This window comes from Pseudomonas sp. 15A4 (assembly GCF_016925575.1).
Classification (GTDB): Bacteria; Pseudomonadota; Gammaproteobacteria; order Pseudomonadales; family Pseudomonadaceae; genus Aquipseudomonas.
Genome location: NZ_CP068986.1, coordinates 2544461 through 2558584 on the forward strand (window position 1 = coordinate 2544461; position 14124 = coordinate 2558584).

Annotated in this window: 6 protein-coding genes and 4 pseudogenes; 6 read left to right on the plus strand and 4 right to left on the minus strand. The window is 62.1% G+C overall.

Annotation, left to right across the window (positions count from 1 at the left end; translation table 11 throughout):
• Positions 1-154 precede the first annotated feature (154 nt).
• Positions 155-1456 (plus strand): Nramp family divalent metal transporter, encoded by a 1302-nt coding sequence (locus JN403_RS11455; protein WP_205487031.1) that lies wholly within the window; start codon positions 155-157, stop codon positions 1454-1456.
• A 278-nt stretch (positions 1457-1734) separates the two neighbouring features.
• On the opposite strand, the gene JN403_RS11460 is transcribed toward JN403_RS11455, so the two are convergent.
• The 4 genes and pseudogenes from JN403_RS11460 to JN403_RS11475 form a co-directional block, all read right to left on the minus strand.
• The gene (locus JN403_RS11460) at positions 1735-2139 is read right to left on the minus strand and encodes an META domain-containing protein (protein ID WP_205487032.1); all 405 of its coding nucleotides are present in this window, start codon (positions 2137-2139) and stop codon (positions 1735-1737) included.
• Positions 2136-2573, minus strand: coding sequence for a hypothetical protein (locus tag JN403_RS11465; protein WP_065992852.1), 438 nt, complete (start codon positions 2571-2573; stop codon positions 2136-2138). The genes JN403_RS11460 and JN403_RS11465 overlap by 4 nt, the downstream gene beginning before the upstream one ends.
• An 84-nt stretch (positions 2574-2657) precedes the next feature.
• Positions 2658-3644, minus strand: coding sequence for a 2-hydroxyacid dehydrogenase (locus JN403_RS11470; RefSeq protein ID WP_205487033.1), 987 nt, complete (start codon positions 3642-3644; stop codon positions 2658-2660).
• A gap of 178 nt (positions 3645-3822) precedes the next feature.
• Positions 3823-6574, minus strand: a pseudogene (locus tag JN403_RS11475) (response regulator).
• Between the two features lie 465 nt (positions 6575-7039).
• Here JN403_RS11475 and JN403_RS11480 point away from each other — a divergent pair.
• The 5 genes and pseudogenes from JN403_RS11480 to relA all read left to right on the plus strand — a co-directional run bounded on the left by JN403_RS11480 (position 7040) and on the right by relA (position 14090).
• The gene (locus JN403_RS11480) at positions 7040-7786 is read left to right on the plus strand and encodes a response regulator transcription factor (protein ID WP_205487034.1); all 747 of its coding nucleotides are present in this window, start codon (positions 7040-7042) and stop codon (positions 7784-7786) included.
• Positions 7787-7810: 24 nt separating this feature from the next.
• Positions 7811-9177, plus strand: a pseudogene (locus tag JN403_RS11485) (sensor histidine kinase).
• Between the two features lie 255 nt (positions 9178-9432).
• A complete protein-coding gene (gene cysM, locus JN403_RS11490; RefSeq protein ID WP_205487035.1) occupies positions 9433-10335 on the plus strand; it encodes a cysteine synthase CysM in 903 nt (300 codons plus the stop codon).
• Positions 10335-11691, plus strand: a pseudogene (gene rlmD, locus JN403_RS11495) (23S rRNA (uracil(1939)-C(5))-methyltransferase RlmD). The gene cysM and the pseudogene rlmD overlap by 1 nt, the downstream one beginning before the upstream one ends.
• Positions 11692-11847: 156 nt before the next feature.
• Positions 11848-14090: pseudogene (gene relA, locus JN403_RS11500) on the plus strand (GTP diphosphokinase).
• The last annotated feature ends 34 nt before the right edge of the window (positions 14091-14124 follow it).

The window sequence follows — 14124 nt, forward strand, 5'->3', positions numbered from 1 at the left end:
CTCGTCATAGACAACTGCCTGCCAAGGCTGTCCTTAACAGGCGGTTTCCCTTGGGTGGCAAGTGCAAATAATTCGTTACAACTAAGTCGTACGACATCATACGTACTGTGGTCGACTGTGCATCTCCCAACAAATACAACAATTGAGATCCCTTATGCCGAGCACTCCCTCCGCCGAAGGTCAGGCTACAACGCCATCGCAAAGCCGCGTCGTTAGAATATTCAAGCTCCTGGGTCCCGGCATCATCGCCGTATTGGCCTGGCTGGGCGCAGGTGACCTGATTACTTCCTCTGTCGCCGGTGCCAACTACGGGTACGCCATGATGTGGGTGCTGGCAGTCTCGCTGCTGCTCCGGTATCTGATCGTCAACATCATTGCCCGCTTTCAACTCTGCAATAACCAAGGCATGACCATCCTCCAGGGTTATGCCCAGCTGCATCCATTTTTCGGATGGTTCCTGCTGGCGTATGCCCTGCTCATGGGGCATTTGATGAATGCCTACATGATCAAAGGCGCTGGCGAAGCGTTGGCCATGCTTTTCAAGATTGACTACCCGCTGCTTTGCTCCGTGGCAGTCGTACTGGCGGTATGGATGCTGGTGGGCCGGAATATCTATTCGTTGATCGAAGGCGTGATGAAAGCCTTGCTCGCCGTCATGACACTGGCATTCATGGCCTTGGCGCTGATGTCCGGGCCGGACGTGACGGGGATCATCAAGGGGACCATCGGCTTCAGCATTCCGCCCGATGAAGGCGTCCACGGCGCACTGCTGGTCGCCGTCTCGGTGATCGGTGCAGTCGCAGGCTCTGTTGCCAACTTCGTGCATCCATATGTAATGCGCCAGAAGGGTTGGGTCGGGCCGGGGCACAAGCGTGTTCAGCGCAACGATCTGCTATTCGCAGTGTTCGTGGGCATCATCATCAACCTGGCGATCTGGATCGTCGGCGCGGAGATCCTGAGACCCAACGGCATTGAGGTCAACACCCTTGCTGATCTGGGCAAGGCGCTGGAAATGTTCTTCGGCTCGATTGGCTGGTACATATTCTTCATTGGCGTGTTCGCCACGCTGTTCGCCAGTATTGCCGGCAAGACGACAGCCTTCCCAATGTTGATCACCGACGCCTTCCAGCAAGTCAAACCCGAGCGCCGCGAACGTTTTGGCAAAGAGTTTCACCACGACCCGATGCACAAGTGGTTCATGTTGTTCATCTTGGTCACACCTCTCATCTGGTCGCTGCCGGGCATGCCCGACTTTGTCACCCTGACCATCGGCGTCAACGCGTTGAACATTATTGGCTTGCCAGTGATCTCCCTTGGCCTGTTGATCATGTCCAATCAGAAGTCGTTGCTGGACAAGCAATATCGCAACAACATCCTGGAGAACATCGCACTGGTATTCGCCACGGGGCTTGCACTGTGGGTTGCCTTCCAGTTGGGCGTGGATTTGTTTACCTGATGCACAGCGGATACGCCGCAGGTTGCACTACCCACACTCCGGAGTTTCAGGCCGCTCGATTTCCCTGGTCGGGAACTCGGTTCACCACCAGCGAGGCGGGATTTGAAGTCCCGCCGCTGTTTCAGTGCAAACCGGGTTTGACAGGTTCATGTCGCGGGCAACAGCTCGAATTCACAATGATGAGCAGTCTTTAAACGGTCGAAGCTGATGTATCGGGGCTACCGCTCCTTCGCACCCGATCGCAGGGCAAACCACGTGCCTGCAAGCCCCAGCCAGACTCAGTTTTCTTCCAGCCAGAACCGCATCGGTTTGCCCTGGGCAGGCCAGAGGCGCAATTGCTCGATGGGCGAAACATCCCAACGCTGCACCTTGCCCATCGCCTCGAGGAACCGGTGTTCCTGCTCCATCAGCGCCGGTGCGCACAGTTTGCGGGTGCTGCCGACCGGGCCGAACGTGATCGCATTGCCCTGCAACTGGTACGACGCGAACCAGTGGTTGCAGCCGGCGTTGCCGTAGGCGCGGCCGTCGTTGCCGAGGGTCATGGTCAGATGGCTGTTGTCGATCAACGGCCGTTCACCGATCCATTCCAGCACGTAGCCGTGGTCTTGTTTGAGCGCAGGGGTTTCGGTGGCGCATGCCGTCAGCAGCGTGGCCGCCAGCAGTGTCAGCAAAAGCGGTTTCATGCGGCTTTCTTCGCGCAGGCAGGGCAGAGGTGGTTTTCGCCGACGACCTTCCAGCCCAGCTCCTCGATGCGCGCAGTGGCGGCAGGCTTGAGGGCTTTTTTGCCGTCCTTGCCGTCGACCATGAATTCGATGTCGCGCTCTTTGCCGCAGTCGTTGCAGTTCACCTTCCACTGATGGATCGCCAACTCGGTGAACGCCGGGCCATTGGCAACGGCCACCCACTGACCGGTCGGGTTGATCAGGTGACGGACTTTTTCGACGTTCAGGCGCATGAACAACTCTTTGCTGCCTTTGACGGTGACCAGCAGCACGTCGTCGGGCTTGATCGAGCCGCCGTTGCCGGTCACTTGGTAGCGCCCGACGGCCAGACTGCGGCATTCGATCAGGGTGTGTTGCGGGGTGAGCATGCTGTAACGGAAATCGTGTTCGGCCATGGGGGTCTCCAAATAGGCGCGCATGCTAACACTTTAGAGAGGGATTCTCGCTGCCGACCGGCCCGGGATCGGCGGAGAACGGGTTCACTGCACCAGATTCTGCGGGCTGCCCGCCGCCCAGCCGGTGATGTTATCCAGCGTAGTCTGCGCGATGGCACCGAGGGCTTCTTTGGTCAGAAACGCCTGATGGGCGGTGATCACCACGTTGGGGAATGTCAGCAGTCGCGCCAGCACATCGTCCTGCAGCGGCAGGTCCGAGCGATCCTCGAAAAACAGCTGCGCTTCCTCTTCATAAACGTCCAGCCCGAGGTAGCCCAACTGGCCGCTCTTGAGTGCGTCGATCAGCGCCGGCGTGTTCACCAATGCGCCGCGCCCGGTGTTGATCAGCATCGCGCCGTGCTGCATGCGCGACAGCGAATCCGGGTTGATCAGGTGCCGGGTGTGCTCGTTGAGCGGGCAGTGCAGGCTGATGATCTGCGCTTCGGCGAGCAATTCGTCGAGGGGCAGATAGCGGGCGCCCAGTGCTTCGACCAGCGGGTTCGGGTACGGATCGTGGGCCAGCAGTTGGCAGCCGAAGCCGGCCATGATCCGTGCGAATGTCGCCCCGATCTGCCCGGTGCCGACCACGCCGACGGTTTTGCCCACCAGATCGAAACCGGTCAGGCCATGCAGGCTAAAATCGCCGTCGCGGGTGCGGTTGTAGGCGCGGTGCAGATGGCGGTTCAACGAGAGAATCAACGCCACCGCATGTTCGGCGACGGCATGGGGCGAATAGGCCGGAACCCGCACGACACTGAGGCCCAGGCGCTTGGCGACGGCGAGGTCGACGTGATTGAAACCGGCCGAGCGCAGCGCAATCAGTTTGGTACCGCCTGCTGCCAATTGTTCAAGCACCGGCGCGCTCAGGTCGTCGTTGATAAACGCACAGACCACTTCGTACTGATCAGCCAGCGCGACGGTGTCCAGCGTCAAGCGCGCGGGCTGGAAATGCAGTTCGATGTCCGCCGCGACCTGCGCGCCAAGAAAGCTCTCGCGGTCGTAGGTCTGGCTGCTGTAGACAAGCGTGCGCATGGTTGCTCCTTTATAGATGGGCCTGCAATGTCGCGTCGAACGTAGGATTTAGGCACCCCGCATCCACTGTAGGAGTGAGCTTGCTCGCGAAGGCGTTCTGTCAGTGCCCTCATTTGACCTGACCCACCCCCGAACCCTGCAGCCTATTCGTCACAGAACAAAAAACCAGTGACCCAGATCAAGCACTCACTCGTGCCTCGGTTTCCAGGCGGTTGATGGCCTTCTCCAATTCGTCCAGTGCCTTGTCGCTGTCTGCTGATTCCTGCTTCAGCAGGGTCTCGCTGCGCTGACACGCCGCGCGCAGTTGCGGGACGCCGCAGTAACGGGTGGCGCCGTGGAGGCGGTGGACGCGTTCGATCAGCGCGACATTGTCCTTGGCCTCGCGGGCGTTGCGGATGGCTTCGCGGTCGGTGGCGAGGGAGGCCAGCAGCATCGCCAGCATGTCCGCGGCCAGATCGGCTTTGCCCGCCGCCAGCCGCAGCCCTTCCTCGTGATCGAGCACCTGCAGATTGATGCCGGCCTGTGCGAGCTCGACGTGCCGCTCGGGCGCCTGATTGCGCAATGCCAGCCCGGTCCACTTCAGCACCACCTGCGCCAGCTGGCGTTCGCTGATCGGTTTGGTCAGGTAGTCATCCATGCCGCTCTGCAACAGCGCGCGCTTTTCGTTGGCCATGGCGTGGGCGGTGAGGGCGACGATGGGCAGCGATGTGGCCTGGCGCTCGCTTTCCCAGCTGCGAATTTCTTCGGTGGCCTGGCGTCCGTCCATGCCCGGCATCTGCACGTCCATCAGCACCAGATCGAAAGGTTCGTCCTGTACGGCTTGCACCGCGGCATAACCACTGTCGACGGCCTTGACCTTGGCGCCCATGTCTTCGAGCAAGGTTTGCACCAGCAACAGATTCGCCGGGTTGTCGTCCACGCAGAGAATGCGCGGCGGGCGGCTCGACAGCGGCTCCGGCACCTCGCTGCGCAACTGTTTGGGCTGGATCAGCTCCGACAGCGCGCGGCGCAATTTGCGCGTACAGGCAGGTTTCGCCTGCAACTGGTTATAGGCGTCGGGCACGGAGAATTGATACAGCGCCTGTTCAGTGGTCGGGCACAGCACCAGCACTTTGCAGTTGAGGTTTTCCAGGTCCCAGATCTGCTGGCGCAGGCGCTCGGGCGGCAGCTCGTGGGCGGTGACGCCGAGCACGGCCATGTCGATGGCATGGGGCGTCTGATGCACCACCGTCACGCCATTGATGAGGTTTTCCAGATTGTTGAAGACCATCGGCTGCAGGCCGCAGTCTTCCAGTTGATGCTCAAGCGCCTGGCGCGACAGGTCGTGATGCTCCAGCACCGCCACGCGACGGCCCAGCAGCGGCGGGGCGGGCAGGTCTTCGAGGTCGTCGCGGGTTTTTGGCAGTGTCAGGCTGATCCAGAATTCCGACCCTTCCCCGGCGTGCTCTCGACACCGATTTCGCCGCCCATCTGCTCGACCAGCCGCTTGGAAATCACCAGCCCCAGCCCGGTGCCGCCGGAGTGCCGCGACAGGGAGTTGTCCGCCTGGCTGAACGCTTGAAACAGCGCGCGCACGTCCTGACTGGACAGACCAATGCCGGTGTCCTGCACGCTGATGCGCAACTGCACCGTGGTGTCGTGTTCTTCCTCCAGCATCGCCCGCGCCACGATGGTGCCTTCGCGGGTGAACTTGATGGCATTGCTGACCAGGTTGGTGAGGATCTGCCGCAAGCGCAGCGGATCGCCCACCAGCGACAACGGCGTGTCGCGATAGACCAGACTCACCAGCTCCAATTGTTTGGCGTGGGCGGCAGGGGCGAGGATGGTCAGCGTGTCCTGCAGCAGGTCGCGCAGGTTGAACGGGATGGCGTCGAGGACCAGCTTGCCGGCCTCGATCTTCGAGAAATCCAGAATCTCGTTGATGATACTCAACAGATTGTCGGCGGATTTCTCGATGGTGCCCAGGTAATCGTACTGACGCGGCGTCAGCTCGCTTTTCTGCAACAGGTGGGTGAAACCGAGGATGCCGTTGAGCGGCGTACGGATTTCATGGCTCATGTTCGCCAGAAACTCGGACTTGATCCGGCTGGCTTCCAGGGCTTCCTTGCGCGCCAGGTCCAGTTCGATGTTCTGGATCTCGATGGTTTCCAGGTTCTGGCGCACGTCTTCGGTGGCCTGCTCGATGCTGTGCTGCAATTCTTCCTGAGCGTTCTGCAACGTTGCCGCCATGCGATTGATGCCCGAACCCAGTTGATCGAGTTCGTAACTGCCCATGGGCGGCAGCCGCGCTTCGAGGTTGCCGTCCTTCAACTGCGCGACGACGTGCTTGATCTGGGTGATCGGGCCGTTGATGGTGCGGCTCATGCGCAATGCCAGCATCGCGGTCAGACCGAGACCGATAAGAATCAGGATCACGCTGGCGAACAGGCTGCGATAGCCGCGCAATAACGTCCCGTTATGTGAAAGCTCCAGCTCGACCCAGCCCAGCAGGTGGTCGGCTTCAGCGGGAACGACGTCGCCCGTCAGGTGGCGACTGCGCCCGAACACCGGCATCAGGTAGCGTGTGGCGTCGTTTTCCGACCGCTGCAGCATGTGCGTGCTGTTACCGATGGGGGCCTGGTTGATCATGCTCGGGCCGGCGTGGGCCAACATCCCCCGGTCGGCATCGAGGAACGACACCGCACGCACGTCGGCCTGCTCCAGCACTTGCCCGGCAATCCGTTCAAGCATGGCCTGATCACCGCTGGCCAGCGCGCCGGCCGACAGCGGCGCCAGCTCGTTGGCAATCATCTCGCCACGTTTGAGCAATTGGGTCTGCAACTCGGTCAGCTGCATCCAGGTAAAATACCCCCCAGCAATGCCGCCATCAGGCAGGCCGGGAGCAGGGTCAGCAGCATGACGCGGCCTTTGATGCCCACTTTTTTCAGCACACTTCTTCTCCAGCAACCCGGCACGAATTCAGGCAAATGCAGCGCCCATGCAGCGCGTGAAGCGCAATCACTGCGCAGTGTAGTCATTTGCGCCTCGTGCACACAGTGGGGCCGGCGCGTGCACATCTGATGGAGCGGGACACTTCCCTTGTAGGACTGGCTTTAGCCGGGAAGGCGTCAAGTGTTACGCCGCAGAATTGAGGGTGTCCAAACCCGCCTCTTCCCGGCTAAAGCCGGTCCTACAGGACCGCGGGGTGTGCACATGATGGGACTGGACACTTCCCTAGTAGGACCGGCTTTAGCCGGGAAGGCGGCAGTCATCACACCGCAGATTTGATGGTGTCCAACTGGCCTATTCCCGGCTGAAGCCGGTCCTACTAAAGATCACCGCTCCGGCAGGCCAGCATTGCCCCGCCGCACGCAATCTTGAATAATCCCCTTCTTGAGAATCAGTCGCAGACGCCAATGACTCCCGCCAGCCTCCATCGCCCCCACATACTCGCCATCGAGGACGATGTCGTGCTCGGCGCTTTTGTCCACGATCAGCTTGATCGCTGCGGGTTTCAGGTGACCTGGTGCCAGAACGGTGCCGAAGGGCTGGCCTGTGCGCAACGCGAACCCTTCGATGTGGTGCTGATGGACATCCTGCTCCCTGGCATGAACGGCCTCGACATCCTCACCCATCTGCGTCGTCGCCATACCGTGCCGATCATCCTCATGTCCGCCCTGGGTGCCGAGGCCGACCGCATCACCGGCTTCCAGAACGGCGCCGACGATTACCTGCCCAAACCGTTCAGCGTCGATGAGCTGCGCGTGCGCATCGAGGCGATCCTGCGACGGGTCGACCTGGAACGACGCTTCCACGGCCTGACTGCCAACGAGCCCGCTGCCGGCGTGGAGAAACCTGAAGCAGACGGCCTGACCTTCGACGACGGACGCTGCGATGTCTTCTTCGTCGGCACCCCGGCGCAATTGACCGGCAGCGAATACCGTCTGCTGGAAACCTTGTGGCGCAACCAGGAAGACGTCCTCAGCAAAGCCTTCCTTTATCAGCACGTCCTGCAGCGCGGCTATTCCCAGCACGACCGCAGCCTGGACATGCACATCAGCCAGATTCGCCGCAAGCTCAAGGCCGTTGGCTATCAGGCACGGCAACTGCGCACGGTCTGGGGCAAGGGCTACGTGCTGACGGCTGCGGTGCTGGATGGTTGAGGTGTTGAATGGTTGAGGTGTTGAATGGTTGAGCCGCGCAAAAAACTGCCCGGTCGGCATTCGCTGTTCTGGAAACTGGCCGTTCTGCTGGTCGGCTTTTGCCTGCTGATGATCTGGCTCAGCTGGTATTGGGGCCGCTACATCGAGACCCGCAACGCCTATCTGAACGCTGAAGCCCACCAGGTGCTCAACGGCTATGCGGCGCAGGCCGAACAGGCATGGAACACAGGCGGCCAGCGTGGCATCGACGATTGGCTAAAGCAGGTCCGGCTGCAGGAAACGGGCTGGGTCGGGGTCATCGGCAGCGACTTGCAATCCCTCGGCAGCACGCCGCTGACCCGCGAGCAGTCGCAACGGCTGACCTTTATGCGCGGCATCGACTGGCCCATGAGCACGCGGCAGAAGACCGTGCCTTGGCTGAAGATCGCGTTTCCGGGCAACCCGGACGCCGGCAGTCTGGTGATCGAACTGCCCGAGCGCTTCAAGCCGGGCCGTTACGCGTGGATCGGGCAAATCCTGACCAACGGGCTGATTCCCGCGTTGTTCACCTTGCTGCTGTGCGTTGGGCTGTATCGCCTGCTGATTCGCCCGCTCAACCAACTGCGCGAACAGGCCAACGCGTGGCGCGCCGATCGGCTGAGCAGCAGGCTGTCGCCGCAGATGACCGAGCGCCGTGACGAGCTGGGCGAGCTGAACCGCGCCTTCGATCACATGGCCGCGCGCCTGCATTCGACGGTGCAGGTTCAGCAGCAGTTATTGCGTGACCTTTCCCACGAACTGCGCACGCCCCTGAGTCGCCTGCGGGTGGCCTGCGACAGCGAGCAGACCCTGCCCGAATTGCGCGAGCGCCTGAGCCGGGAAGTGGACGGCATGCGCCGCCTGGTCGACGACACCCTGCAACTGGCCTGGCTTGACACCGAGCGCGAGAAACTTCCCGGCGAGGATATTCAGGTGGTGGCGCTGTGGGAGATGCTGGTGGAGAACGCCTGTTTCGAAACCTGCTGGCCGTCCCGTCAGTTGCGCTGCGATCTAGACAGCGAGTGCTGGGTCAGTGGCCATCTCAATACGTTGGCGCAGGCGCTGGAAAACATTCTGCGTAACGCCATCCGCCACTCACCGCCTCACGGCATCGTGCGCCTGGACGGTCGCCGGGAAGGGGACGACTGGCTGTTGTGGCTCGAAGATCAGGGGGCGGGATCGACGAGGGCGATCTCGAGCGGATCTTCGCACCCTTTATCCGCCTGGATGGCGCCCGCCCCGGCGACGGCGGTTTCGGCCTGGGCCTGAGCATCGCGCGCAACTCGCTGCGCCTGCAAGGTGGCGACTTGTGGGCTGAGAACACGGGGCAGGGCCTGAGGATGATCATGCGCTTGCCGGCCCGTCAGGCCTGATGTCGCTGTTGGCTCTGGTCCCATTCCGAATTGTAGGAGTGAGCTTGCTCGCGATGCGGAATGTCTGTGACCAATGTTGCCGGCCTGAGTGCAATCGCGAGCAAGCTCACTCCTACAGCGTTCAGTACCCGGCCCACAAGCCCAAGAACACGCCTTATTCCATTCAGCGATAACCACCTCACTTTGCGTGATATGGCCCGGCAGCGATTGCCGGTATGATGGGCGACCCCCGCACGTCTGGATCGCGAAAACGCCATGACCCTGCAGTATCAAACCATCGCCGATTGCGTCGGCAACACCCCGCTGGTGCGTCTGCAACGCATGGCCGGGAACACCAGCAACACGTTGCTGCTCAAGCTCGAAGGCAATAACCCGGCCGGTTCCGTGAAGGACCGCCCGGCGCTGTCGATGATTACCCGTGCCGAAGCGCGCGGGCAGATCCACCCCGGCGACACCCTGATCGAAGCCACTTCGGGCAATACCGGCATCGCCCTGGCCATGGCTGCGGCGATCAAGGGCTATCGCATGATCCTGATCATGCCCGACAACTCCAGCGCCGAGCGCAAGGCGGCGATGACCGCCTATGGCGCCGAGCTGATTCTGGTCAGCAAGGAAGAGGGCATGGAAGGCGCCCGTGATCTGGCCGAGCGCATGCAGGCTGAAGGCCACGGCAAAGTGCTCGACCAGTTCGCCAACGGCGACAATCCTCAGGCGCATTACGTCGGCACCGGCCCGGAAATCTGGCGGCAGACCGGCGGCACTATCACCCATTTCGTCAGTTCCATGGGCACCACCGGCACCATCATGGGCACCTCGCGTTTCCTCAAGGAACAGAACCCGAACATCCAGATCGTCGGCCTCCAGCCTATGGATGGCGCGTCGATTCCAGGCATTCGCCGCTGGCCTCAGGAATACCTGCCGAGCATTTATCAGGCCGACCGCGTCGACCGGATTCTGGACATGGGCCAGGCCGAAGCCGAGGACGTCATGCGTCGTCTGGCCCGGGAAGAAGGCATTTTCTGTGGCGTGTCGTCAGGCGGCTCTGTGGCCGGGATGCTCCGGCTGTCCCAAGAAGTCGAGAACGCGGTGATGGTCGCGATCATTTGTGACCGCGGCGACCGTTACCTGTCGACCGGCGTCTACGATGCGCCCAACTGATGGCCAAGCGTGATGCAGGCCTGCGTTTCCAGCCCAGCGGCGGCACCCGGACCCCGCAGGTCCCCACCGGTAAAAAACAACGCCTGAATATCGAGCGGCTGGCCAATGACGGTCGCGGCATCGGTTTCGTCGACGGCCGCACCTGGTTTGTCATGGGCAGTCTGGCCGGCGAAGAGGTCGAGGCCCGCGTGCTCAATGCCCACGGCAAAGTCGTCGAAGCCCGCACTGAGCGGGTGTTCCAGGCCAGCCCGATACGGCGCCCCGCAGCGTGTCCGCATTTTGGCCGTTGCGGCGGTTGCAGCACCCAGCACATGCCCCACGCCGAACAGCTTGCCCTGAAACAGAGCATGCTCGCCGAGCAATTGAGCCGCATTGCCGGGGTCGAGCCGCAGGAGTGGGCCTCGCCGCTGACCGGTGATGAATACGCCTACCGCCGGCGCGCCCGCGTCGCCGTTCGCTGGGACGTCCGCGCCAAACGGCTGGACGTCGGCTTTCGCGCCGCGGCGAGTCAGGACATCATCGCCATCGAACAATGCCCGGTGCTGGTACAGGCCTTGCAACCGATCATGACAGCGCTGGCGCCCATGCTTCGCAGCCTGAGCAAACCTCAGGCGCTGGGGCATGTCGAGCTGTTCAGCGGCTCGGCCACCGCCGTGCTGCTGCGGCACAACCGCGCCGCTGCCTGAAAACGATCTGGCCATCCTCAAGGCGTTTTGCGAAACCCATGACGCGCAACTGTGGTTGCACGGCGAAGGCGAGCCACAACCGGTCGATCCGGCCGCGCAACTGGGCTACCGCCTGGAGCCGTGGAATCTGTCCCTGGCCTATCGCCCCGGCGACTTCGTGCAGGTCAATGCTCAGGTCAACACCGCGATGATCGAACAGGCCCTGGACTGGCTCGCGCCGGGCAAGGACGAACGAGTGCTGGACTTGTTCTGCGGTCTCGGTAACTTCGCTTTACCGCTGGCGCAAATGTCGCGCGACGTGGTAGCCGTGGAGGGCGTCGACGCCATGGTTCAGCGGGCGACGGCCAACGCTACCCGCAACGGTTTAAGCAATGTGAAGTTTTATCAGGCCGATCTGTCACAGCCACTGGACAAGGCGGCCTGGGTGGCGGAAGGTTTCGCCGCAGTGCTGCTCGATCCGCCCCGTGACGGGGCGTTCGAAGCAGTGGGCAAGCTCAAGTTGTTGGGCGCTCAGCGCGTCCTTTATGTGTCGTGCAACCCGGCTACGCTGGCGCGCGACACGGTTGAATTGATCAAACAGGGCTACCGTTTAAAACGTGCCGGAATCCTCGATATGTTCCCGCAGACAGCGCATGTCGAGGCGATGGCGTTATTTGAAGCGAGCAAGTGAAGCAGCGGCTCAGGAAAAGCCCATGCCTCACACGGAGTCTCGTTTAATCCGACTGGCCCGCGCGTTCGCGACCTTGCATGGCCCGCAAGGCGCACGCGCTCAAGAAGGCCGGCGACTGATGGCGCATTTCATCGCGCCGTAGGGAAGGTAAGCAACATGGTACAGGTGAGACCCCACCAGCCGATCAACACAGACGGCAGTATCAACCTCGACGCGTGGCTGGATCACGTGGTCAGCGTCGACCTCGCAGTGGACCGACAGGCCCTCAAAGAGGCCTGTGAATTTGCCCGGCACGCCGAGCAACAGGACAACGCCGCCAAGAACCTCTGGGCGGAGGGCACGTCGAGTTTTCAGACGGGTCTGGAAATCGCTGAAATCCTGGCCGACCTCAAGCTCGATCAGGACTCCCTCGTTGCCGCCGTGATTTATCGCGGCGTGCGCGAAGGCAAGATCTCGCTGCCCGACGTCAACCAGCGCTTTGGCCCCACCGTCGCCAAACTCATCGACGGCGTGCTGCGCATGGCGGCGATCAGCGCCAGTCTCAGCCCGCGTCAGTCCCTGGTGCTCGGCACTCAGGCCCAGGTCGAAAACCTGCGCAAGATGCTGGTGGCCATGGTCGACGACGTGCGCGTCGCGTTAATCAAGCTGGCCGAGCGTACGTGCGCCATCCGGGCGGTGAAGAACACCGACGACGAAAAGCGCAACCGCGTCGCCCGGGAAGTCTTCGACATTTACGCACCGCTGGCCCACCGACTGGGCATCGGTCACATCAAATGGGAGCTGGAGGACTTGTCCTTCCGTTACCTGGAGCCCGAGCAGTACAAGCAGATCGCCAAGCTGCTGCACGAACGCCGCCTTGATCGCGAGCGCTTCATCACCGATGTGATGTCCCAGCTTGAGAACGAACTGCTGGCCACTGGCGTGACGGCCGACATCAGCGGCCGGGCCAAGCACATTTATTCGATCTGGCGAAAGATGCAGCGCAAAGGCCTGGAATTCAGCCAGATCTACGACGTTCGCGCCGTTCGTGTGTTGGTGCCGGAGATGCGCGATTGCTACACCGCCCTCGGGATTGTCCACACGTTGTGGCGGCACATTCCCAAGGAATTCGACGACTACATCGCGAATCCGAAGGAAAACGGCTATCGCTCGCTGCACACGGCAGTGATCGGTCCGGAGGGCAAGGTGCTGGAAGTGCAGATCCGCACCCACGCCATGCACGAAGAGGCCGAGCTGGGCGTCTGCGCCCACTGGAAATACAAGGGCACCGACGTCAAATCCGGCTCCAATCATTACGAAGAGAAAATCTCCTGGCTGCGTCAGGTGCTCGAGTGGCATGAAGAGCTGGGCGATATCGGCGGGCTGGCGGAACAGCTGCGCGTCGATATCGAACCCGACCGCGTTTACGTGTTTACCCCGGACGGCCACGCGATCGACCTGCCCAAGGGGGCGACGCCGCTGGACTTCGCCTACCGCGTGCACACCGAGATCGGCCACAACTGCCGTGGTGCGAAGATCAACGGGCGCATCGTGCCCTCAACTACAGCCTGCAGACCGGCGAGCAGGTCGAGATCATCACCAGCAAGCACGGCACGCCGAGCCGCGACTGGCTGAACTCGAACCTGGGTTACATCACCACGTCTCGGGCGCGGGCGAAGATCGTGCACTGGTACAAGCTGCAGGCGCGCGACCAGAACGTCGCCGCCGGCAAGGTGTTGCTGGAGCGCGAGCTGGCGCGTCTGGCGCTGCCGCAAGTGGACTTCGACAAGCTGGCCGAGAAGGCCAACATGAAGATGGCCGAAGACATGTTCGCGGCCCTCGGTGCCGGCGACCTGCGCATTGCACAGCTGGTCAATCTGGCCCAGCAACTGGTGGAGCCTGAACGCGGCAACGAGCAGTTGGAGCTGATTCCGCGCAAGGCCACCGGCTACAAGCCGGGCAAGCGCGGCGACATTCAGATCCAGGGCGTCGGCAACCTGATGACGCAGATGGCCGGCTGCTGCCAGCCGCTGCCGGGCGATGCGATCGTCGGTTACATCACCCAGGGCCGCGGCGTGAGCATTCACCGTCAGGACTGCGCCTCGGTGCTGCAACTGGGCGGGCGCGAACCCGAGCGCATCATTCAGGTCAGCTGGGGCCCAGTGCCGGTGCTCACCTATCCGGTGGACATCATCATCCGTGCCTACGACCGCTCGGGGCTGCTGCGTGACGTCTCGCAGATTCTGCTCAACGAGCGCATCAACGTCCTGGCGGTCAACACCCGCTCGAACAAGGAAGACAACACCGCGCTGATGTCGCTGACCATCGAGATCCCGGGCCTGGACGCGTTGGGCCGGCTGCTGGGGCGCATCTCGCAACTGCCGAACATCATCGAAACGCGGCGTAATAGAACGCCGTGATTTTACGGCGGTTGATCGTTCCCACGCTCTGCGT

Bases quoted from the DNA above. Each gene is read 5' to 3' on its own strand.
- cysM (WP_205487035.1), top strand. From the start codon at position 9,433: ATGACCCTGCAGTATCAAACCATCGCCGATTGCGTCGGCAACACCCCG.
- JN403_RS11465 (WP_065992852.1), bottom strand. From the start codon at position 2,573: ATGGCCGAACACGATTTCCGTTACAGCATGCTCACCCCGCAACACACC.
- JN403_RS11470 (WP_205487033.1), bottom strand. From the start codon at position 3,644: ATGCGCACGCTTGTCTACAGCAGCCAGACCTACGACCGCGAGAGCTTT.
- JN403_RS11480 (WP_205487034.1), top strand. From the start codon at position 7,040: ATGACTCCCGCCAGCCTCCATCGCCCCCACATACTCGCCATCGAGGAC.
- JN403_RS11455 (WP_205487031.1), top strand. From the start codon at position 155: ATGCCGAGCACTCCCTCCGCCGAAGGTCAGGCTACAACGCCATCGCAA.
- JN403_RS11460 (WP_205487032.1), bottom strand. From the start codon at position 2,139: ATGAAACCGCTTTTGCTGACACTGCTGGCGGCCACGCTGCTGACGGCA.